At 59.5% G+C, this 22,420-nt stretch carries 16 protein-coding genes, 1 tRNA gene and 2 pseudogenes; 8 read left to right on the top strand and 11 right to left on the bottom strand.

Translation table 11 applies throughout. The annotated features are described in order from the left end of the window. Window positions 1-15: 15 nt before the first annotated feature. Window positions 16-972: a bile acid:sodium symporter gene (locus AC3WL2_RS09650; protein ID WP_102682131.1), complete on the top strand. Its 957-nt coding sequence runs from the start codon at window positions 16-18 to the stop codon at window positions 970-972. Here AC3WL2_RS09650 and AC3WL2_RS09655 read toward each other — a convergent pair. Continuing rightward, window positions 969-1,487 carry a histidine phosphatase family protein gene (locus tag AC3WL2_RS09655; protein ID WP_102682132.1) on the bottom strand — a complete coding sequence of 173 codons (519 nt, stop codon included), beginning with the start codon at window positions 1,485-1,487 and terminating at the stop codon, window positions 969-971. The genes AC3WL2_RS09650 and AC3WL2_RS09655 overlap by 4 nt on opposite strands. Window positions 1,488-1,622: 135 nt before the next feature. Further along, window positions 1,623-3,926, bottom strand: coding sequence for a 5-methyltetrahydropteroyltriglutamate--homocysteine S-methyltransferase (metE, locus tag AC3WL2_RS09660; RefSeq protein ID WP_102682133.1), 2,304 nt, complete (start codon window positions 3,924-3,926; stop codon window positions 1,623-1,625). Between the two features lie 301 nt (window positions 3,927-4,227). On the opposite strand from metE, the gene AC3WL2_RS09665 reads away from it, so the two are divergent. The 3 genes from AC3WL2_RS09665 (at window position 4,228) to AC3WL2_RS09675 (ending at window position 7,815) form a co-directional block, all read left to right on the top strand. Beyond that, window positions 4,228-5,715 (top strand): methylenetetrahydrofolate reductase C-terminal domain-containing protein, encoded by a 1,488-nt coding sequence (locus tag AC3WL2_RS09665; RefSeq protein WP_102682134.1) that lies wholly within the window; start codon window positions 4,228-4,230, stop codon window positions 5,713-5,715. Between the two features lie 169 nt (window positions 5,716-5,884). Next, window positions 5,885-6,667: a hypothetical protein gene (locus tag AC3WL2_RS09670; protein WP_102682135.1), complete on the top strand. Its 783-nt coding sequence runs from the start codon at window positions 5,885-5,887 to the stop codon at window positions 6,665-6,667. Between the two features lie 551 nt (window positions 6,668-7,218). Continuing rightward, window positions 7,219-7,815: a transglycosylase SLT domain-containing protein gene (locus AC3WL2_RS09675; protein WP_102682136.1), complete on the top strand. Its 597-nt coding sequence runs from the start codon at window positions 7,219-7,221 to the stop codon at window positions 7,813-7,815. Window positions 7,816-7,959: 144 nt separating this feature from the next. On the opposite strand, the gene AC3WL2_RS09680 is transcribed toward AC3WL2_RS09675, so the two are convergent. The 8 genes and pseudogenes from AC3WL2_RS09680 to AC3WL2_RS09715 form a co-directional block, all read right to left on the bottom strand. After that, window positions 7,960-8,190 carry a hypothetical protein gene (locus AC3WL2_RS09680; RefSeq protein WP_102682137.1) on the bottom strand — a complete coding sequence of 77 codons (231 nt, stop codon included), beginning with the start codon at window positions 8,188-8,190 and terminating at the stop codon, window positions 7,960-7,962. Further along, window positions 8,183-8,323 carry a hypothetical protein gene (locus AC3WL2_RS09685; RefSeq protein ID WP_158247499.1) on the bottom strand — a complete coding sequence of 47 codons (141 nt, stop codon included), beginning with the start codon at window positions 8,321-8,323 and terminating at the stop codon, window positions 8,183-8,185. Before AC3WL2_RS09685 ends, AC3WL2_RS09680 begins: the two co-directional genes overlap by 8 nt. Before the next feature lie 998 nt (window positions 8,324-9,321). Then, on the bottom strand, window positions 9,322-13,461 hold the full coding sequence (locus tag AC3WL2_RS09690; RefSeq protein ID WP_158247498.1) for a tetratricopeptide repeat protein: 4,140 nt from the start codon (window positions 13,459-13,461) through the stop codon (window positions 9,322-9,324). 866 nt (window positions 13,462-14,327) lie between these two features. Continuing rightward, a pseudogene (locus AC3WL2_RS09695) lies at window positions 14,328-14,521 on the bottom strand (hypothetical protein); the annotation flags it as partial. Continuing rightward, window positions 14,518-15,497, bottom strand: a pseudogene (locus tag AC3WL2_RS09700) (integrase domain-containing protein). The pseudogenes AC3WL2_RS09700 and AC3WL2_RS09695, both read right to left, overlap by 4 nt. A gap of 897 nt (window positions 15,498-16,394) precedes the next feature. Beyond that, window positions 16,395-17,717, bottom strand: coding sequence for a tyrosine-type recombinase/integrase (locus AC3WL2_RS09705; protein ID WP_102682140.1), 1,323 nt, complete (start codon window positions 17,715-17,717; stop codon window positions 16,395-16,397). Window positions 17,718-17,878: 161 nt separating this feature from the next. After that, a tRNA-Thr gene (locus AC3WL2_RS09710) sits at window positions 17,879-17,954 on the bottom strand. A gap of 58 nt (window positions 17,955-18,012) precedes the next feature. Next, window positions 18,013-18,423: a pilin gene (locus tag AC3WL2_RS09715; protein WP_102682141.1), complete on the bottom strand. Its 411-nt coding sequence runs from the start codon at window positions 18,421-18,423 to the stop codon at window positions 18,013-18,015. Window positions 18,424-18,650: 227 nt separating this feature from the next. On the opposite strand from AC3WL2_RS09715, the gene AC3WL2_RS09720 reads away from it, so the two are divergent. Genes AC3WL2_RS09720 through yacG form a run of 4 tightly spaced genes read left to right on the top strand, consistent with a single transcriptional unit; the run spans window position 18,651 to window position 21,548 of the window. Further along, window positions 18,651-19,859: a type II secretion system F family protein gene (locus tag AC3WL2_RS09720; RefSeq protein WP_102682142.1), complete on the top strand. Its 1,209-nt coding sequence runs from the start codon at window positions 18,651-18,653 to the stop codon at window positions 19,857-19,859. Window positions 19,860-19,861: 2 nt separating this feature from the next. Then, window positions 19,862-20,728, top strand: coding sequence for a prepilin peptidase (locus AC3WL2_RS09725; RefSeq protein WP_102682143.1), 867 nt, complete (start codon window positions 19,862-19,864; stop codon window positions 20,726-20,728). Then, window positions 20,728-21,351 carry a dephospho-CoA kinase gene (gene coaE / locus AC3WL2_RS09730; RefSeq protein ID WP_038706809.1) on the top strand — a complete coding sequence of 208 codons (624 nt, stop codon included), beginning with the start codon at window positions 20,728-20,730 and terminating at the stop codon, window positions 21,349-21,351. Before AC3WL2_RS09725 ends, coaE begins: the two co-directional genes overlap by 1 nt. Beyond that, window positions 21,348-21,548 (top strand): DNA gyrase inhibitor YacG, encoded by a 201-nt coding sequence (gene yacG / locus AC3WL2_RS09735; RefSeq protein ID WP_046854173.1) that lies wholly within the window; start codon window positions 21,348-21,350, stop codon window positions 21,546-21,548. Before coaE ends, yacG begins: the two co-directional genes overlap by 4 nt. Before the next feature lie 159 nt (window positions 21,549-21,707). On the opposite strand, the gene AC3WL2_RS09740 is transcribed toward yacG, so the two are convergent. Next, on the bottom strand, window positions 21,708-22,415 hold the full coding sequence (locus AC3WL2_RS09740) for an energy-coupling factor ABC transporter permease (RefSeq protein ID WP_102682144.1): 708 nt from the start codon (window positions 22,413-22,415) through the stop codon (window positions 21,708-21,710). Window positions 22,416-22,420: the final 5 nt, after the last annotated feature.

The raw sequence follows: 22,420 nt of genomic DNA on the forward strand, positions 1-22,420 counted from the left end.
AATGCCAGGCCGCCCGTGGACAGAGAGCAACTCGAGCAAAACCAGATCCCCCTTTACTTCGTCGCCGTGGCGCTGGCCGCCGTGCTCGGCCTGCTCGCACCCGGCGCCGCCGGCGCGCTCGAAGCGCTGGTGACTCCGGCCATTGCCGTGCTGATGTACGCGATGTTCCTGCAGATCCCGTTCCTCGACCTGCGCGCGGGGCTTGGCAATCGGCGCTTCATGGGCGCGCTGCTGCTGGCCAACTTCGTGCTGGTGCCGCTGCTGGTCTGGGCTGGAACCCGCGGGCTGGTCGAACACCCCGCCGTGCTGGTCGGCGCCCTGCTGGTGCTGCTGACGCCGTGCATCGACTATGTGGTGGTGTTCACCCACCTCGGCAAGGGCGACGCGCGCCTGACCCTGGCCGCCACGCCGGTGCTGTTGCTGGTGCAACTGGCGCTGCTGCCGCTGTACCTGGCGTTGATGCTGGGTGGCGCCGGCCATGTGGAGATTTCCGTGGCGCCATTCGTCGAAGCCTTCGTACTGCTGATCGCGCTGCCCCTGCTGCTGGCCGTCGCCACCAGCGCCGGGGCGCGGCGCTCTGCGCTGGTTTCGAAGTGGAACGATGCCTGGGCCTGGCTGCCGGTGCCGGCCATGGCCCTGGTGCTGATCGCGGTGATCGGCTCGCAGATCGGCGTGGTCGCCAGCCGGCTGGACGACCTGCTGCCGGTAGTGCCGGTGTATGTCGGCTTCGCTTTGCTGGCGCCGTTGCTTGGGTGGTTTGCGGCGCGGCTGTTCAAGTTGTCCACAGGCGAGGCCCGGGCGGTGACCTTCAGCGCCGCCACGCGTAATTCGTTGGTGGTGCTGCCGTTGGCGTTGGCGCTGCCTGAGTCGATCCGGGCGTTGGCGGCGGCGGCGGTTATTACCCAGACGCTGGTGGAGTTGGTCAGCGAGCTGGTCTATGTTCGCGTCGTGCCGGCGCTGGTGCGGCGCTAGGCCTGTCGCACTCGCCACTGACCGTAATGACTGAAACGCACACTGGCCAGGGGCTGCACATCGATGCGGTGGAAGGTGTGCAGAGGCGCGCCCAGCGCATGCAGCATTGCGGCGCGGATGACGAAGGGGTGGGTGACGGCGGTCCATTCGCCCTCGCCCAGGGCGCTGTCCATCCAACGGGCAACACGTTCGCACAGGGCGGCCAGCGATTCGCCGCCGTGAGGCGTGGCATGGGGGTCGCTCAGCCACGCCTGCAACGCGGCCTCATCCAGTTGCTTGAGCGGCTGACCTTTCCAGGTGCCCAGGTCGCAGTCGCGCAGCCCCTCATCAACCGTCGCCCTCAGGCCCTCGGCCGTCTGCCGGGCGCGCAGCTCCGGTGCGCTGAGGTAGCGCACCGCCGGTTCAGGCACAAGCGAGGGCAACTCCAGCAACGGCTCACTATCCAGAGCGAAACGCCCCACCCTTTGCGCCGCGGTGCGGGCGTGGCAGATCAGGGTGAGGTGGATGGGCTTCATGGCAGGGCTTCGGCAGGGATGTCCGGGCACTCTAGCCGAAGTCCGGGGAACATGCGCGGGCCCAATCGCGGGGCAAGCCCGCTCCCACAACGCCGGAATGAACCTACGTGGGAGCGGGCTTGCCCCGCGATGGGATCAGGCCGAAGCGCGCAACTCGCGGGCAGCGGCGACCATGTTCACCAAAGCTGCCTCGGTCTCCGGCCAGCCACGGGTCTTCAAGCCGCAATCCGGGTTCACCCACAACCGCTCGGCCGGAATCCGCTGTGCCGCCTTGCGCAGTAGCTTGACCATCTCTTCCCTGGCGGGCACTCGCGGCGAGTGGATGTCGTACACCCCCGGGCCGATCTCGTTCGGGTAGGCGAAACGCTCGAACGCCTCCAGCAACTCCATGTCCGAGCGCGAGGTCTCGATGGTGATCACATCCGCGTCCATTGCCGCGATCGACTCGATCACATCGTTGAACTCGCTGTAGCACATGTGGGTGTGGATCTGCGTCTCGTCCCGCACACCCGAGGCACACAGGCGGAACGCCTCGGTGGCCCATTCCAGGTAGCGCGGCCAGGCGCTGCGGCGCAGCGGCAGGCCCTCGCGGAAAGCGGCCTCGTCGATCTGCACGATCTTGATGCCGGCGGCCTCCAGATCGACCACTTCGTCACGAATGGCCAGCGCCAGCTGGCGTGCCTGCACCTCGCGGCTCACGTCCTCGCGCGGGAACGACCACATCAGCATGGTCACCGGGCCGGTCAGCATGCCCTTCATCACCTTGCGGGTCAGGCCCTGGGCGTAGGTGATCCAGGCCACGGTCATCGCCTTCGGGCGGCTCAGGTCACCGAAGATCACCGCTGGCTTCACGCAGCGCGAACCGTAGCTCTGCACCCAGCCGAAACGGGTGAACACGTAGCCGTCCAGCTGCTCGGCGAAGTACTCGACCATGTCGTTGCGCTCGGCCTCGCCGTGCACCAGCACGTCCAGACCGAGGTTTTCCTGGATCTCGACTGCATGGCGAATCTCGCTGTGCATGGCCTCGATGTAGTCGGCCTCGGTCAGCGTGCCCTGCTTGAACGCCTGGCGCGCCAGGCGGATGGCCGCGGTCTGCGGGAACGATCCGATGGTGGTGGTCGGAAACGCCGGCAGGTTGAGCCCGGTGCGCTGCTTGGCGATGCGCTGCTCGAAAGCGCTGGCGCGCTGGCTGTCGGTTGGCTTGATCGCGGCGACACGGGCCTGCACCGCCGGCTTGTGAATCCGTGGCGAGGTGGCGCGGCTGCGCTGCACGGCGCGGCTCTGCGCCAGCGCCGCCAGTACCTCGTCGGCTTCGGGCTGGTTCAGTGCCTTGGCCAGCAACGTCACTTCGCGGCACTTCTGCACGGCGAAGGCCAGCCAGCTTTTCAGTTCGTCATCGAGCAGGTCTTCACGGGCCAGGTCCACCGGGCTGTGCAACAGCGAGCACGACGGTGCCACCCACAGGCGATCACCCAGGCGCTCATGGGCATGGCGCAACACCTCCAGCGCCTTGTCCAGGTCGCAGCGCCAGACGTTGCGGCCGTTGACCACGCCCAGCGACAGCACCTTGTAGGCCGGCAGGCGGTCGAGGATGGTCGGGTACTGGTCCGGCGCACGCACCAGGTCGATGTGCAGGCCATCGACCGGCAGGTTGGCGGCCAGGCCGAGGTTGTCTTCGAGGCCGCCGAAGTAGGTGGCGATCAGTTTTTTCAGCGGCGCGCGCTGGAGGATGTTGTAGACCCGCTCGTAGGCGTTCTTCCAGTCCTGCGGCAGGTCGAGGGCGAGGATCGGCTCGTCGATCTGCACCCACTCCACGCCCTGCACCGCCAGGCGGTTGAAGATCTGGTCATACAGCGGCAGCAGGCGGTCGAGCAGGTCGAGCTTGTCGAAGTCGGCGCCCTTGGCCTTGCCCAGCCACAGGTAAGTCAACGGGCCGATCACCACCGGCTTGACCGCATGGCCCAGGGCCCTGGCCTCCTCGACCTCCTCGAACAGCTGCTCCCAGCTCAGGGCGAATTGCTGGTCGGCGCTGAACTCGGGGACCAGGTAGTGGTAGTTGGTGTCGAACCACTTGGTCATCTCCTGGGCGTGGGCACCACCGCAGCAGCTATCGCTTCGGTCCGTCGCCACGGCGCCTCGGGCCATGGCGAACAGGGTCTGCAGGGTCGGCTTGGCACCGTCCTTGGCACGGAAGCGTTCGGGGATCACGCCAAAGGTCAGCGAGTGGGTCAGCACCTGGTCGTACCAGGCGAAGTCGCCGACCGGCAGCAGGTCGATGCCGGCATCCTTCTGCACCTGCCAGTGGGCGGCACGCAGCTCACGGCCCACGGCGCGCAAGCCGGCTTCGTTCAGCTCGCCCTTCCAGAACGCTTCCTGGGCTTTCTTCAACTCACGGTCGCGGCCGATACGTGGGAAACCCAGGTTGTGTGCCAGTGCCATGTCGTGGTCCCTCGATCTTTTTAAAATGAATGAGGGATATTCTGGGCTGCGGTTTAATGTGAGACAAACTCATTAAATTTGAGATGAACTCAAGATTTGTTCATAGTACCAATTCCTGTGATGAGCCATTACAGCCATCGAAGTTGTTGCAGGCTTCGTGGGAGCGGGCTTGCCCCGCGATGACGTCGCCCCAGGTGACCCAAATGTCTCAATCAACACACTCACCCGCGCAATCAGACATGCCAACGCCGCCCACCTGTCGCACACTGCCACCCTGCCCCAACCCGGTAGCCCACACGCCATGAGCCTGCTGAAAACAACCCTGGACGCCAACGCCTTCGCCTGCATCCTGGAGTTCGTGCCCAAGCCCAGCGCCGAGCGTTTCGCCACCCTCGACACCCTCATGGCCCGCACCCAGCTGTGCGGCTGGCCGCTGACCGTGGCCATCGGCGACCGCGTCGGCAGCGCCCTGGACATGTCGCCGCTGGACGCCTTCAACAGCCTGGCCGAGCCCGTCCCCGCCCTGCTGCACTTCTCAGGCAAGGACCGCGAACGTCGCGAACTGCTGGCGCAATTGCAACGCATGGACGCCGCCGGCCTCGACCAGCTCCTGCTGCTCACCGGCGACCGCCTGCCCGGCCACGTCCCGGGCGAGCGCCCGGTGCGCTACCTCGAATCCGTCGCCGCCCTGCAGATCGTTCGCCAGGCCCGGCCGCACTGGCTGCTGGCCGCCGCACTGAATCCGTTCAAGTATCAGGAGGCCGAAGGCGGCGCGCAGTACTGCAAGGCCGAAAAGAAACTCGCCGCCGGGGCCGACCTGTTCATCCTGCAACTCGGTTTCGATATCGACAAACACCAGGAAGCCTTCGACTGGATGCAGCGCCAGCCCCGCCCCAAGCCGCTGATGGCCTGCATCATGGCGCTGACCGAAGGCCGTGCCGGGATGCTCGAGCATGTCGCCGGGGTGACCGTCACGCCATCGATGCGCGCACTGCTGGCCGCCGAGGCAGCGGTTTCCAGGACCTACGCCAAGGAGCGCGCCAACCAGCGCCTGGCCTTGCAGGTGATCGGCCTGAAGTTGATGGGCTATGCCGGGGTGCACTTGTCCGGTATCCACGAGGTGGCGCAGTTCGAGGCGCTGGAGCAGGCCATCAGCGCACTGCAACCGCAGTTCACCTCACTGGAAGACTGGACCCCGGCCTGGGAAGCGGCCTGGCAGGAAGCGGACCTTGAGCCAATCACCTTCCATCCACCCGGGCACGCCTGGCGCCTCGGGCAGCGGCAGATCACCGCCTCCAACAAGGAAAAGGTTCGCTATCACCTGCTGTCGGCGATGCACCACCAGCTGTTCAGCCGCACCACCGCCTTGAGCAAGGCCTTCGGCTGGGCCGTGACCCGGCCACTGTGGGCCAACCCCACGGCGGCGCAGTGGCTGCATCAGCTGGAGCGGCGTATCAAACGGCCGATGGTGGGCTGCGATACCTGTGGCAGTTGCCGGCTGGAGGACACGCTGTATATCTGCCCCGAGACCTGCCCCAAGGGGCTGGCCAACGGGCCGTGCGGCGGCACCCGCCTGGACCGTTGCGAGTTTGGCGATCGGGAATGCGTGCACAGCGCCAAGTATCGGCTGGCGGTGAGCGTGGGCAGGACCGAGGTGTTGCGTGAGCGGCTGATTCCCTGTGTGCAGGTGGAGAACCGGCAGCGCAGTTCGTGGCCGGTGTGGTTCGAAGCGGCCACCTCGAAATCGCCCTCCCGGCAGCCCGACGTCGCTGCGGAGTTCAACGAGTAATACGCCTATAGCCATGCGCATTGTCCGTCGGAAAAGTCACTGACCGAGCAGCAAACGAAGTACTGGCATTCCTCGCCCGCTCCCGGCTCGAACCCTGCGTTTTACCCAAGGTATACTCCCGGCCCGTCGCGCCCAGAGTGGCGCGTAGCCTTCATGCGCAGGATGCCTTATGTCAGTTCAGCAACACGTTACCGCCGCCGATACCCTCCTCACCGCCACACCCGAGCCGCTCAGCCGCGCCCTTGAACAGGTGCGGCAGGCCGAGGCCAGCCTGCACCAGCGCCGGCGCCAGGTCACCCTGGCATTCATGGGCGTGCAAGCCGCCTACTGCGCCTATCTGATGCTCAAGTGGATCTGGCAGGGCCATTACATCGGCGGGCCGATCTATGCCGTGTTGCTCTGGTGCCTGTTGTGGCTGCTGTACTACCCGGTGTCGGTACTGTGGTACCCCCGCCAACGCGCGCTGGACAAGGCCTGGCGCACACTCGATGCGGCGCGCATGGAGCATGGCAAGGCATTCCTGGCCAGCCAGGCCCTGGGGCCATACCGCTGGGTGTGCCGCGGCGGGCGCATGCTGGCGGTGTTCCCCGACAGCCACGCGCTGTATGTGCTGGCCCCGGAAACCGGCGAGTGCCACGCACTGATGGATGCGCCACGGGTGGTCAAGCAAGTGCGCGTGGACGAACAGGCTGTCACCCGCAGCACTACCAAGACCACCACCAAGCACGGCTGGCGCAACGTCTACGCGTTCAACAACCATTTCGGCATGATCGGCGGCGGCAAGTCCCGCTCCACTTCGACCACCACCCACGACACCGTGCGCACCTTCACCCTGCACGTGCAGTTGCAGAGCGCTGGCCAGCATCCCTACTGGCTTCAGCTGCCCTTTGCCGCCGACTGGCAAGAGGCGCGCAACTGGCAGTTGCTCATCGAGCAAGCGACCGGGCGCTGAGCGTGCCTATGCCGCCCCACCTGCCGGGGCGGCCTTGTGCCGCGCCTGATGGCATTGGCAGACCGTCATGCCCGGCTGCCGCGCCAACACCACGATGACCGTCCGCCGGCGCAGCGATGATGAACCGCCGCTCAAAGGCCACGGCAGATCGATGCCGTTGAAACTTTTTAACAATCATTAGCAAGGTTCATAAAGTTGGCCAACTGCCGCGATTGCTACGGTGCGCACCCATTCGAAGCTCCGCCACCTGGGCCTCCCGCCCCAAGCGGACGCACCTTGGAGACACCCTGCAGCCGAGCAGCCACTTTCGCGGCATGGTCGCATCTGTCGGGGTGATATAGAACGGCTACCTGAGCGTCGCGTATGAAGAGTATTGCTCCTGTAGGCTTTTCACTACAGGAGCTGGGATCGAATGGCTTGCGCCACCTCACAGCAGGGCAGAGCAAAAGCTCGGCATCGTGTGATCGCCCGCTGATTCATCTGCATCTCAAAAGAATGTATAAAGCGTCAGCGCCCTGCGACCCCGACGTCCGCACAAGGAACCCCCCTCCATGCTTCGGCTCACCCTGCCGGCCCTGCTCCTGGCTGTAGCCGGCTGTGCCACCAAGCCCCCCGCCAACCCCGACAACCTCTGCGAGATCTTCCGCGAGAAGCCGAAGTGGCACGAGGCGGCGTTGAAGATGCAGGCGCGCTGGGGCGCCCCGGTGCAGGTGCCGATGGCGATGATGTACCAGGAGTCGTCGTTCAAGCACGACGCCCTGCCGCCGCGTTATTACTTCCTCGGCTTCATCCCCTGGGGCCGGGTCAGCACCGCCTACGGCTACGCCCAGGCCAAGGACGAGACCTGGGCCGACTACAAGCGCGAAGCCGGCGGCTGGGCCGCCGCCCGCGACGACTTCGCCGACGCCCTCGACTTCATGGGCTGGTACATGCAGAAGAGCCAACGGGTGAATGGCACGTCCAAGTGGGACGCCTATGGCCAGTACCTGAATTACCACGAAGGCTGGGGCGGCTACCGCAACCGCAGCTACGACGCCAAGCCGTGGCTGAAGAACGTGTCGCAGAAGGTGCAGGCGCGGGCGTCGGTGTTTGGCGCGCAGTATCGGAGTTGTGAGCAGGAACTGGCTCGGGGTGGGTGGTTCTGGTAGGCGCTGAATCGGGGGTGATGAAACACCGGGCGAGCGATGCGTTGCCGACCGGGCACGCTCTTGCAAGACGCGATGGTTCAAGTGCAGTCCGCTCAGGACACACCCCGCAATAGGGCCGCAAAGCGGCCCCGATGATGCGCAGCATCAACCTGTAGAAACACCCTCTTCTTTCATCACCTCCAGCTTGCCGAACTGCTCGCTGGCCAAGCGGCTGATGATCCGGATCGCCTGGTGAATGCCCGCCGTGTTGCGAAAGCTCAGTTGCGGGTTGTGCTCGCACTCGAGCACCTCGTCATGCTGGACCAGGGCCTCGCCTAGCAGTTCGAGGGTCCAGACGTAGCTTTGCAGGGTAGACATGCGGTCACGGTCAGTCATGGGACACCTCGCGGTTGGCGCGGTCGGCAAGGGACTGGCTGTCGATCGGGTAGAAGGTTGGGGATGGGGTGACCGCACGGGTTGGGCGGCGGAGAGCGGATGCGAGGATCCTGTACAGACGTGTGATGGTCATGCATGAGACTCCAAGTTAGGTTGGAACCACCACGCACTGTCGCCAAACAATGGGTGGCAGCTGTACGCAGGTTGGCGAACCGGGAACTTGGAACCCGGCAGACCCGAAGGTCTCCCGCGCACAGCCGCCATGGCACGAGGCTGCGGACGCAAAAAAAGCGCCTGCAATCGTGTGGGGCGCTGCTGCGCCAAGTTTATCCGGGTCGCCAAACCCGGTCGCGGAATTTGCCGCGACTGGTAGGGAATTTATTCCTTGGGGGCTTCTAGTGCAAGGTTCTTGGGCATGGGAAATGGCAATGGAAAACGTAGGAAATGGCTTGCACGGAGGGGCTGGGTGGCAACAGTACGTGGGTTGGCCGACCGGGACGAAAGGAACCGGCACACCGGAGGTGTCCCACGTGCTGTCGCCATGATGGAAAAGTGCCCGATATGGACAGCCCTACGTGTGGAGAGGGTGGCAGCTGTACGCAGATTGGCGAACCGAGGAAAAGATAACTCGGCAGACCTGGTGGTCTCCTGCGTACAGTAGCCATGTCACAGCAGACGTGTGCAGGTTAGCTGCATCTGGTCATTGATGAGGCTTGCTGAGATAGCTAGAAACAAAACGCCCGCACTGCAAGGACTGCGGTGATAGGTGCGGAGACAAACAGACGATTGTTGGCCGTGATGGCCCCATTTTCGCGGGACTGGAATTTGGTGGATTTTTTTGCATACCTCATAGGGTATCTATAAAAAATCAGATAGCGGTGGCTTTCAGTGGAATCGATTTGGGAATTACGGAGGTTCCTCCCACCTACTTTAAATGATACGTAAGGAACGGCAGAAACCGACATAATGTAGGTTCTTCGCGGAAATCCGCTCACGCCAATAGCGGCCATTCACCAACGCCCAACTTGTGCCAAAAAAATCAAGGCATGTGACAAGCAAGGCGCAACTCAATAAATGGCCACTATTGTAATTCTGGGTATTTGATAATTCCCAGATCTCATAATTCGCAGCCTATAAAAGAGTTAGACCTCTAGCTTCGGCTGCCTTGATCATCCAGTGCGAATATTTATTACCTACTCTCATGCGGTAGCGATCAGACATTTCTCGCCAGCTATCTGCGATAAATCCACTCCCAAACAAATGCTCGGCCAAATTAACTAGCAAAAACATATGGGCTTCAGCCCCTCTTTGTTGAGTGCTATTCAACAAGGAGAAAAAACCAAGTGCTTCTGAAACAAGCCCGGAGCCTTGCTCGGTCCATGCCACTAGCCAGAGCCTGTGAAACTCGATACCCCGCTGCATACTCGCATTTCGAGTCACTGGGGCTTGGTAGCGGACTTCGTCAACAGCTATTTCCCCCGACAATAGCCATTGCAGTAATTTGAGATGCAGACGACAATGTTCTCGATGAGGCATATAGAAGCCTGGATTTGATCTTACCAAGTCATCTAATATGCTTAAAGCCTCACGCTCTGCAGATAATGCTCCTTCGATATCCCCTGTGTTTGCCAACCCATCTGCATAGCCCAAATAAGAAAAAGTCAGATCAGTACTAAATCTAGCATATCTTACCTCTGCTAGCTCTTGGCAAATATTTAAAGACTCCTCATACGCTGCAAGGCCATCTTCGTACTCACCTATCTTGCTTAGGTGGTCTCCATAGTTCCTAAGTGTGCTTGCCAAATCGCCAATGAACCGATCAGGGCGTAACCCCACCAATTGTCTGTATATTTCAAGTGCTTGTTCAATTGCGTCTCTCGCCTCTGGGAATTTTTCCTGAAAAAATAAGTAGCCAGAGTAATTGCAAAGCGACATCGCGAATTGTGACTGAAAGCGATGTGGTGCAGAAATTGCTAACTCTTGAAAAGCATTCATGGTTTCTTTTGCTGCCGCAGATGCTTCTTCGTCCCTCCCTTCAGTGACTAGACGGTTTGCGTAGTTATTAAAGGCGGATGCGATCTCCCCTCTCAGATCCTCAGAAGTCTCGAGGGTTATTTTCTGGTAAAGATCTAGGCACTCTTTAGCAATCACGATGGATTCATCGGCCCTACCTAAATTATCTAGGCGGCATGCATAACTATTTAGCGCGACGGCAAGTTCTCGATTATATCCTTCATGTTCAACCTTGTTGATTGCGCGATAAATTTCAACTGCCTGCAAAGCTATTGTTAACGCCTCTTCCGCCTGACCTTGTTCACATAGTCGGTTCGAGTAGTTAATTAACGATTCCGCAAAGCCAGATTTAAACTTGATCGTTTTCGGTTGAGCGATCTCTCTGTAAATCTTTACAGAATCCCGCGCAAAAGACAGCGCCTCATCACCTTTCCCGTCACGATAATAAGCTATGGATAAATTTTTCACTGCGGACGCGTACTGCGCGACATCTTCTTCCTTGTTATTTTTGACTTGCCCAGCCCTTCTTTCGGCAATAGTTTTAGATACCGCCACATCCAAGGCCGTAAGTTGTAATACCTCATGATGCAATCTATCTTCGAGAACGCCTGCTGCCTGCAGCTTTTGAGGCCTTGACAATTTCTCGTAGGCACGCTGTACAATTTCAGGTAGGGAGCTAGGGGTTTCAATGCAGACGGATATAACTTCGTCGATGCAAAGTATAAATTTTTTTGTCAGGACTTCTTCAGTAAGTGAAGCTAATTCTGTCCTGTGACGCAGCAGCCGTGCAAGGACAGTCAAACTTGATTGTCGTATCTTCTTTTCTCCACCAATGACAACATCCAATAGTATCGAGCCGTTACGGGCGAGCAGGCTTTGTGCTACTAGTGCCTCTCCGATCAAGTCCGGACGTAGACCCTGAAGCCCCTGCCTGTCAGGATAAAGTGATGATAAAGAAGTAAAAACTCTGCGCAGGTCTGATTTTTTTTCTCCAGCCGCCACCCACGCTTTTTCAATACTTCGTTCGGTAGCGATACCATTTGCAAGCGTGGCAAGAGTCATTAAAAGTGCAGCCTGTCTTTCATATGCACTATTATCACCTGGAACAATAGACAAGATCCTCCCCCAGTAGCGTTTCTCATGGTTAACAACTGCTCGCTGAAGAGCCTCTGCTGAGCGCGGTCGCTCACCACGAAGCGCCATCAAGGCCGCCATTTGTATGTATAGGGGATGAGCAAAGTGCGGGTCAACAAGCTTGGGAATATGTTGCCCCGGGGTAAGTCCCAACAGATCTGCAAATGTATTTAATGCTATCGAATATGCTTCTTGACGTTCAGACTCACTATTGTGCAAGCGCGGTAGTAGAAAAGGTCCACTACTGGCATCTCCTTCCAATAGGGCCTCACAACTCGCATCCTTTGCAGATAAGCCGGCCCACCATTCACCGCCATCACGAGCCAATAGAAGAATACGAACAGCACTTGAAGTTTTGGCCTTAAGCAAGGATCTTAAGATTGCAAGCAAAACAACTTGGCGAGTCTCAGCGTAGTCGATTACAACGCAACACGGCCTCCCAGAATCGTTTATCTGGCTAATCAGCTTTTCACAATTGTTAACTTCGCACTCACTGGACAGGAAGCCTGCATCCCACCCCTGTACTTTTAGGCGCAGGCACAACTCCAACGCCAACCTAGTTTTCCCAACACCACCTGCACCTATCAGTAAGCGAACAGCGATTGGGAACTGTGAGGTTGCCCAATTCAACTGAGAGTTCAGGAATGGCTCACGTTTGGGATCAAAGGGAATTATGGCCTCCTCTGCTCTCAGCAACTGACTGTCACTCAAACCAGCATTCGCGCTCCAGCGCGGATTAGGAAGATTAATGAAATCTACGCTTTTACTTGATGAAAGCGTTTCAAACCTATGATCTATTAGCTCAATTCTAGGTTCACTTTCAATTGCCTGCCAACCTAGCACCCCAACAATGCTTCTTGCGCAATTCGCCCACGTAAACTCACCAATTAAAGCTTCTCTCAGTCGTGCAGCTTTTTGACGTGCAAGTTGAGGATCCTTCGCAATACTTATTAGCTCTCTAGATAAACCTGTTATATCCTTATCTAGAAAGTATGGTTCGTTACTACTGCCTGCTACGTCAATCGGGAATAGCCAAGATAGATAAGCTCCATCATTTAGCTCCCTGAGCAATCGATAAACTCCACTTTTTTTACTGACGATAAGTGGTACTCCGGCCGCAATCGCTTCCCATGCGACAAGTCCAAAGCCTTCATGCCACGATGGCATCATGGCTACACTAGAGCTTCTGAGGTCATCAAATAGCTCTTTACGATCAGTTGTGAAGGGTAAAGCCACTAAATTGAAAGCGCGACCAGCATATTTTTCAGCAAAAAGCTTTAGTTCCTGCTCTGCGCTTGGGTGATGCTCAATATGGGGATTCTCAAATTCGACTCCGCGGAGAGTCAACATAGGCTCATTCTCTCCGCGCAAGGTGTTCGGCAGGCCCGAGTTTTCATCTGCCTGTCGAATAGAGTCGGCAAAAGCTGCAACACCGAGATGAGCTTGTTTTATTCGCAAGGCATCGTCACTTAGCCGACCACTTAGAAACCCTTTAAATATTTTTGGCGTATCCTTAACAACTATGTCAGGCAGACCGGGAACCAATTGTAAAACATCCTGACCATTCCGAATGTCTGACAACGCATCGCTCAGCAACGGGCCAACTGCCATTGCGATATCTGCATTTTCAAATAACCTAGCCTGCTCGTTTTCTTTGCCTTTCGCGGTGCTACTCTTTTCAGCGAAGGATTCGTATCGACTGTAACTCATATGATGAATAAGGGCTGATCTTCCACCGCGCTGATTACTGGCGGCAATCGCTATCGCACCAGTAATTCGATCATGGCCTAACCATACAGTATGATTGCAGTCAAATTTAATCGCGCTCGATTGTAGCTTGCCCCAGACCAAACTCTCCAACTCTGATTTAAATACTGATTCATTGGGAAGATCAAGGGAAACCAAGTGCACTTGATCGTTGAGAGCACTTTGCTGATCTTCAATGCTCGCATTTAAAACTACGCATATGGTTTTTACATTATCGAAGCCAACAGCGGCAATAGCACTGATCAAATCCTGATTAAAGCTATTGACCCCTCCGAACTGCGTCCCCCATCGTGTGGCAAACGCAATAAGAGTTTTCGAAACAGGGAGATCATTCAGTTCGAAATCCTCAGCGCTCATTTGCAACTCCATTTCTGGAAAATCCAATTATAAATCATCATCCGCGCACCAAAAATGGTGCTACCAAGATCGTAATACTACTGAAAATTATTTATATTAATCGACCCCATATCACAACACTCCTAATAAAGCTCTCTGAAATTAATATATCACTGAAATTGAGCTTGAGGATTGATGCGTCTTAACAAATTACCATATGCATTATTTTCATAGGATTAGGGTTGACTTGCCAAATGAAAGACCTATCTAGGAATTGATACAAGGCCGATCGTGCTCACATAGTATCCGCTATTTGAATACAGTTTCAATTCCATTGCCCACTATTGTCTGATAACCGTCTTCGGTGAGGGACCGCTGTGGGTCGTTAGCTGTCCTCCACGAAGGGCAGCTATGGGTTGATTGCTTCCAGTCGTGCCTATCTAGAGCAGTACCTCGCTCAGCGATTGAACACCCATGCTTTTTGCAAACGCGGCGAGCAGCCGCACAATCAGCAGATAGTTGAATCGCCCCGGCTTTTCTAGACCCTTTCGAGCGGCTGCTTTTGGCCGTTAGCTGCCCTTCCTAAAGCGCAGTAATGGGTCGATTGCTGCCAGTCGTGCTTATCAAAATCAGATACTCGCTCAGAGGTTAAACACCCATGTTTTTTGTAGACGACAAGCGAGTAGCCGTACAGTCAGCAAATAGTAATACTGCGTCGCCTCGCTGCGTCGTCTTAGGCTCTGTACGAAAAGTCTTGAGACGCCGGTCAGACAAGGAGAAAACAGCCGAGGAACGGCCGGGGTCGCGCCCGACTGTACTGGAGTACATGAGCATTCCGAGGCTGTTTTCAACGCAGCATGAACAAGTATCAAGGCTTTTCGTACAGAGCCTAGGCGATGCTCAAGAAACCAGTCCATATGCTTTTTCTGCCAAGCCCAAGGCGTCTGTCGCTGCCAGCGATCTGCGAGTTCAGCCTAGATGATTTTCGCCTGGCGTACATGGCGTTGCCGGGTTGCCGGGTTGCGTGCGAGCCGGTCAGAACGCCAGCCAAGAACAAGTCCATATCGAATGGCTTGCTCATGTCCGTCCTCCAATGTAGGCAGCGACCACTTCGATCCGCCCGTGCCCCAGCTCATAGCTGATTTGCCTCCGGGCTTCCCGATCAAGGTGCTTATCTAGCTCGCAGCATTGACCCCCATTGATAGGTGCGCGGTGTTGGGTGATTTTTTCATAGCGCTCACATGCGTACGCCGCTCGTAGCTCGTGGAGGCCTTTGAGGCCGTGGGCATGCAGGAGGTCCCGCGCTGGGCAGATGATTTTTTTCAGAAAAATCAGGTAGCTTTCGTGCGGCGCAATCAGGTTGAGGCTACTCGCAGGCGACACCTGCCGTGCAAACTCAAGTGCGTCTTGAACATGTTGGTCCACCGCAATCCATCGTGGCGCTGAGGCACCAGCTCGGCCCCTTTGGTGCCATCCTGGATGTTAATCCTGCCTAGGTTGTTAACCTCACGGTTCAGCCGTGGCAGGTCAGCCAAGATGGCCTCACGCAAGCGCATGCCGGTGGATCGCGCCATCAGAACAATCGCAGCGGCCCGTAGCTGATGTTGGCTGCAAAGCGCTCTGACGATCTGCTTAATCTGTTCACGGTCTTGGCCCTGCGGCACCGAATTACGGACCCCAGTGCGCTGAATACCCAACGCCTTGCTCGGACTGGGCAACTTCACGTACTGATCACCGCGAAGCGCCGCCATAGTCCTGTTAACGCTGGATAGCCGGTTTTGTGCGGTGCTGACCGCGAGATCACCGTGCCCTACCACGTCACGCAGGAACGCCGCTTAGTCAGCCAATACCTTCCGATCAATCTGCCGGGCATCATTGATACCGGGTCCTGGTTCGGAGCGGCACCATTTCACGAATGCCTGCCACCGATCACAGTGTGCCTTCACCGTGCCGTAGTGGCCGCCGCCGAACATGTCTTTCAGCGCCTGCGGCCCTGCATAGCTCAATTGCCTACCGTAGCCGAAATTACGGCCGTCGCGTCTACCCACCAATGCCATGTCGGTCACCTCATCTACCGTTCTACGATCCTCGCCCCACGTCATCCCGCCAAGAATGTTGAGTGTTATCAGGGATCAAGGCCCCTGCGACCTGTGGGAAATGTCCACTACGCGGGACTGGCGGCTCCTTACGTCCGGGAGCAAGGGCATCTCATGATTTGGCCTCCTGAGCACCGTTACCGGTGGGCGGGTGGAGGCTGCATTGGCTGACGAGACCAGTGCCGCGAGATCCTGAGCCGGGTGCAAGCAGCAATGCGATGACCGGGGCATACCTGACTGTCAGTCAGGTGCAGTCCATTCCTTGATCTGCGGCACCATCATCTACAGCGCTGTTGCTGGTGACATCGGCGTTTGTCACGCCGATTGTCACGAGGGGGAATGCCGCAAAGCCTTGTGCGATCGGGGCTGCAGCAGTGGTAGAAGTGCCCGTCTCTTTCCAGAAGAAAGAGACGGGCACAGGTTGTGCGCAATATTCGGCCAAGCGGATAGGTTGCTGCAGGGCAGCAAGGTACGGTGTGTCTGGCGCACGAGGGCCATCTGTGTAAGAGCATCCATCACATGGGTAGTGACCGGGCGAGCTGCCGGATGCGAATCGCCCTTGGGGAGAACCACCGCGGGAGCGGCGTAACCTTGAAGGCTCGGGTCACCTGGGGTGCTGTCAACGACAGCCTTTGCACTGTCTTTTCTACGCCCGCAATCCGAGAGGGTCAAGCGACTCGCCCGCAGGATTTTGTGGTTGAAAATGGCATTGGGTGTGTACGGAATCCCGTGGTTTCCAGTGGCCGATGTGGCGCTTTTGATTTTTCAGGTGAGGTCCATCCAAACAGGGCGGCTTTGCAGCCCTGTTTGAATGGACCCGCGTGGAAAGCGGACCACCGAAAATTCAAAGCCGGGCACTCACTCGACTGCGCCACGCCTTGCTCTAAGGCTAGAGACGTTTGCCCCGGTCTGATTCGCGAACTCATGCGGCGAGATATGCTCCAGCCGGTTCACTTCGAGGTAACGGCTCCACCAACTCATGATCATCCGCCGTTCCTCCAGGAACTCGGCCTTGTGGATATAAGCCGCCCGAACGCTATTGCGCTCCCTGTGGCTCATCTGCCGCTCAATAGCCGTCTCTGACCAAAGCCCGGATTCGACCAAGGCACTGCACGCCATGGTCCGAAAGCAATGCCCGCAGATTTCGGTCTTGGTGTCGTAGCCCATGTTCCGCAAAGCGCTATTGACCGTGTTCTCGGACATAGGCTTCCACGAGCGAGCGTCACTGGTGAACACCAGATCGAAGTACCCCGTGATCGCGTGAATCTGTTCGAGCAACGCCACCGCTTGCGGTGACAGGGGGACCAGATGGATGTCGCCCGCCATCTTCGTGCCTCTGGTCGAATACGGGACGCCATCCAAAGCGGGCCGCGTATCAGGTATCTCCCAGATACCGCGCTTCAGGTCGAACTCACTCCAACGTGCGAAGCGCAATTCGCTGGACCGAACAAACACATGCAGCGACAGCATGACTGTCAGCCGAGTGAGCGTGCGTCCCTTGTAGTTCTCGATGCGGTCCATCAACTCAGGCAGACGAGACAGCGGAAGTGCAGGCCGATGCGTAACCCGTGGCGCGCTGATGAAGCCCTCAAGGTCATACGCAGGGTTCACCGTGATCAGCCGTAGCCGCTTAGCCTCACGCATGATGCTCTGAAGGTAGTTTTGTACCCTTAAGGCCACATCGATCGTGCCGCGCTTCTTGATTGCTTCAAGCGGCTGCATGAGGTCGAAGGTATCCAGATCAACGATGGCGCGTGCACCTAGCAGCGGGAATACGTGCGTCTTCAAGCGACTCAGCACGGTCCTCGAATGGCTAGCTGCCCACTTCACGGACATTTCCTTATGCCAATCCAAGGCAACGCGTTCGAATGTATGGCCTCTGACAACCGCCTCGGCCTTGGCCTGTTGCTTGGACGCAATCGGATCGATGCCTTCAGCCAGCATCCGCTTAGTCTCCAGACGCTTCTGCCGAGCATCTGCAAGCCCGATGACGGGGTAGTTGCCAAACGAGGTCAGCCCCTCTCGCCCATCCGGTTTCACATAGCGGAAGCGCCAGCCTTTGCGTCCATTGGGGTAAACGAGAAGGTAAAGACCGTCACCGTCGAAAAGCTTGTAGGGGCGGTCAGTAGGTTTGGCCGAGCGGCATGCGGTGTCGGTCAGGGGAGCAGTAGTACGAGCCATAAGGGTAAACCCCTTTATCGAATCGACTTTATCCCAAGCGTTACCCCTAAATCGGCTGGCAGCTGCCGGATTCCGACGGAACGCCTTAACGAAAAAACCCGCCAGAAGGCGGGTTTTACGGGGGTTACAGAGATTTTGGTAGCCTTCGCTGGAACCTGAACTGGTGCCGGAGACAGGAATCGAACCTGCGACCTTCGCGTTACGAGTGCGCTGCTCTACCGACTGAGCTACACCGGCGTGTTGCGCAACGTACCACTGCCGTGTCGGTTACGCAAACCCCTGTTTCACCTCACTTTCATTGCACCGTGCAGCCATTGGGGGCGAGGTCTTCCTCTACCGTGGTCACGCAGGTCCAGCCTGCCTGGGTACGGGCCAGGGTCACGGTCTTGCCCAGCACATTGGCCGGTGCGTCGGCCAGGGTGCAGGCGATGCTGGCGGTGCCGTCGGCGGCCTTGCCGCTGGCGGTGATCGCGCAATGGGCGGTGGCGGGCTGGCCGCCGAGGCTGGCGACGTCGGGTACGTCCTTGCCGTCGTTCAGGCGCACGTCCATCGGCGTCTTCAGCGCGGAAATCTCCAGCAGCGCGGCGGTAGCCTTGGCGCGGGCTTGGTGGTTGGTGTACATGGGGATGGCGATGGTCGCCAGGATGCCGATGATCGCGACGACGATCATCAGTTCGATCAGGGTGATACCTCGTTGCCCTTTCATGAACAGTCTTCCTTCGTGATACGTGGAGGCGCGGCGGGCGCTTTGCTGCGTGGCGCGCCCCGGCCGGCAGGCGCGCAGTAGGCCTGAACCGACACCTTTTGTCACCCCTGCGCGGCGGGGCGTCATCTTCGCTGGACTACTCTAGTGAGCCACAGGGAAACGCGCCCGGCAGCAGGCCGGGCAAGCTGTTACCGGGCTTTTCGCCCCCGCGCAAAAGGACTCTCGCCATGCCTGCTTCCACCCGTCTGTACGCCTGGGAAGGCGTCGATGCCAGCGGCACGCCGCAACAGGGCCAGCACACTGGGCGCAGCCCGGCGTTCGTGCAGGCGTGGTTGCGCCAGCAGGGGATTCGCGCGACGCGGGTGCGGCTGGCGGGTGGGCTGCGCTGGCGCTGGCCGCAACGGGCGGGCAAGACGGATGCGCCGGGGTTCAGCCGCCAGCTGGCGACCTTGCTCACGGCGGGGGTGCCGCTTTTGCAAGCGTTCGAGGTGATGGCGCGCAGCACGGTGAACAGCGCCATGGCGGAGTTGCTGGCGCGGTTGCAACAGGATGTAGCGGCGGGGTTGGGTTTGGCGGATGCCTTGCAGCGCCATCCGGGGTGGTTCGATGCGCTGTACTGCAACCTGGTGCGGGTGGGCGAGCAGTCGGGCACGCTGGACCGGCAGCTGGAGCAGATGGCGACCATGCTGGAGAAACGCCAGGCGCTGCGGCAGAAGGTGCGCAAGGCAATGCTGTATCCGGCGCTGTTGCTGCTCACGGGGCTGGGGGTGGCGGCGTTGTTGCTGCTGGAGGTGGTGCCGCGGTTCCAGGGGTTGTTCGCCAGTTTCGACAAGGCGCTGCCGGCATTTACCCAGTGGGTGATCGATTTATCCACAGGGCTGGGCAATCACGTCGGGTGGTTGGTGCTGTTGATAACTGCACTGGGGTTTGGCGTGCGGGCGATGTATCGGCGGCATCTGCCGGCGCGTCTGTGGATATTGCGCGGGGTGTTGCGGGTGCCGGTGGTGGGCACCTTGCTCGGGCAGGCGGCGTTGGCGCGCTTTGCCCGTAGCCTGGCGACCTCCTATGCCGCCGGGGTGGCGTTGCTGGATGCGCTGGCCACGGTGGCGCCGGTGAGTGGCAACAGCCTGCACGAGCGGGCGATCATCAAGTTGCGCCAGGACGTGGCCAGCGGCATGGGCCTGCAGCAGGCGATGGAGGCGGATGCGCTGTTCCCGCCGCTGTTGCGCCAGCTGGTGGCGGTGGGCGAAGCCAGCGGCACCCTCGACCGGATGCTGGACAAGGCCGCGCTGCATTACGAAGAACAGGTGAGCCAGGCGCTGGAGCAGTTGACCACGCTGCTGGAGCCGGCCATCGTGCTGATCCTCGGGCTGCTGGTGGGGGGCCTCGTCGTGGCGATGTATTTGCCGATCTTCCAGTTGGGTAGCCTGATCTGAACATGAATGCCTGGACCGTAATCGTCGATCATCCGCCGTTTTTCTACGCTCTGGCCGCAGTGCTGGGGCTGCTGGTGGGCAGTTTTCTCAATGTGCTGGTGTACCGGCTGCCGATCATGCTCGAGCGCCAATGGCAACGGGAGGCGCAGGAGGTGCTGGGGCTGCCGCAGGCCGAGCACGAGCGCTTCGACCTGTGCCTGCCGGCTTCGCGCTGCCCGCACTGCCAGCGCCGGATTCGCGCGTGGGAAAACATTCCTGTGCTGAGTTACCTGGCCTTGCGTGGGCGTTGCTCGGGGTGCAAGGCACGGATCAGTGCGCGTTATCCACTCGTGGAGCTGGCCACCGCGCTGCTGTCGCTGTTGGTCGCTTGGCATTTCGGGCCAGGCGTGGAGGCGCTGGCAGTGATGCTGCTGACCTGGGGATTGATCGCCTTGAGCCTGATCGATGCCGAGCACCAGTTGCTGCCGGATGTGCTGGTGCTGCCGCTGTTGTGGCTGGGGTTGATCGTCAACGCCTTCGGGCTGCTGGTGCCGCTGAGCGATGCGCTGTGGGGCGCGGTGGCGGGTTACCTGAGTTTGTGGTCGGTGTACTGGATCTTCAAGCTGGTCACCGGCAAGGAGGGCATGGGCTTCGGCGACTTCAAGCTGCTGGCTATGCTCGGTGCCTGGGGCGGCTGGCAGATCCTGCCGTTGACCTTGATGCTGGCGTCCTTGGTCGGGGCGCTGATCGGGCTGACGCTGGTGCGTTTCAAGCGCACGCAAATGGGCGCGGCATTGCCTTTCGGGCCTTATCTGGCCATTGCGGGGTGGATCGCAGTGCTCTGGGGTGATGAAATAGTCGCCTCATACCTGCAACTGCTTGGAACCTGATGAGCACAGCGCCCTTCACACCCTGGATTCTTGGCCTCACTGGCGGCATCGGCAGCGGCAAGAGCGCCGCCGCCGAACGTTTCGTCGAACTGGGCGTGCACCTGGTCGATGCCGACCAGGCGGCGCGCTGGGTCGTCGAGCCGGGGCGCCCTGCCCTGGCCAGCATCGTCGAGCGCTTTGGCGCAGGCGTGCTGCAGGCGGACGGCCAGCTCGACCGTGGCGCCCTGCGCCAGCTGATCTTCGCCGACCCGAGCCAACGGCAATGGCTGGAACAACTGCTGCACCCGCTGATCGGCCAGGAGATCTTCAGCTACCTGGCCAAGGCCGAGACGCCCTATGCGGTGTACGTTTCGCCGCTGTTGATCGAGTCGGGGCAGCACCAGAAGACCCAGCGCATCCTGGTGATCGACGCGCCGACCGAGTTGCAGGTGCAACGCACCTTGGCCCGCGACAACACCAGCGCGGAACAGGTGCAGGCGATTCTCAAGGCCCAGCTGGCCCGGGAAGAACGCCTGCGCCATGCCGATGACGTGGTGGTCAATGATCGTGACCTGCAATCGCTGCACGACGAGATCGACCGCCTGCACCACTTTTACCTGACTTTACGAGGAGGCCAGCCATGAGCCAGCCGATGACCGTTGATTGCCCGACCTGCGGGGCGCCCGTGGAATGGGGCGAGCAGAGCCCGTTCCGGCCGTTCTGCTCGGACCGCTGCAAGTTGATCGACCTGGGCGCCTGGGCGGCCGAGGAGCACAAGATCGCCGGGGCGGAGGAGTCCGAGGATGAGCTGTATTCGGGGGATCTGGAGCCGCGGCACTAAACGGATCGCGCAGCCTTGACAACAGCTGCTGCTTGAATCCTGGGGCCGCGTTGCGGCCCATCGCTGGCAAGCCAGCTCCCACAGGGACGGCGCTTGGCTTTAGGTTTACGCGGTCGGTGTGGGAGCCGGCTTGCCGGCGAGAGGCCACTCGATAACGCTTTAGCGCTCTTCATCCTTCCACGGCGCCTGCAAATAGCGGCTGCGGTTGAAGGTCTCCAGCCACTCCGGGCAGAACACCACCAGCGCACTGATCACCGTGCCATTGATGAACGCCTCGGGGAACATCATCAGCCATAGGTAGCCAACAAAGTCGCTTAGCCATTCCGGCATGGCGAAACGCTCGTCCATCCACAGCACCCCCAACCCCGCCGCCAGGCACAGCAACACCGTCAACGCTGCCGGGAAAAACCCGCAACAGAAGATATAAACGAACAGGTTACGCGGCTGGGCGCGCTCGACCAGGATCGCGCACACCTCGGTGACCAGCACCGGCAGGCCGACGATCAGCAGGCCGTTGACGCCGATGGCGGCGAGGTCCTGCCGGCCCATCAGCAGCAGGCCGAGCTGGGCGAGAAAGCCGCCGAGCACGGCCAATGGCCAGTCCAGCAGCAAGGTGACGGCGGTCATGCCGATGAAGTGGTACGACACCCCGGTATCGAAGTCGCGGCGCACCAGCCAGAGTATGAACAGGCAGAACACCGTGCCGAACAGCAGGTGCTGGCGGCGGGTGTCAGTGAACAGCTCGACCCAGCGGGTGCGGCTGGCGGCCCAGATCAGCAGGGGCACGTAACCTATCCAGCCAAGGGTAAGGCTGGTGCTGGACAAGACTTGTGCGCTGATCACCTGAACAATATCCCTGTCGGCCATGTGGA

The sequence above is a fragment of the Pseudomonas sp. FW305-96 genome, assembly GCF_058783825.1.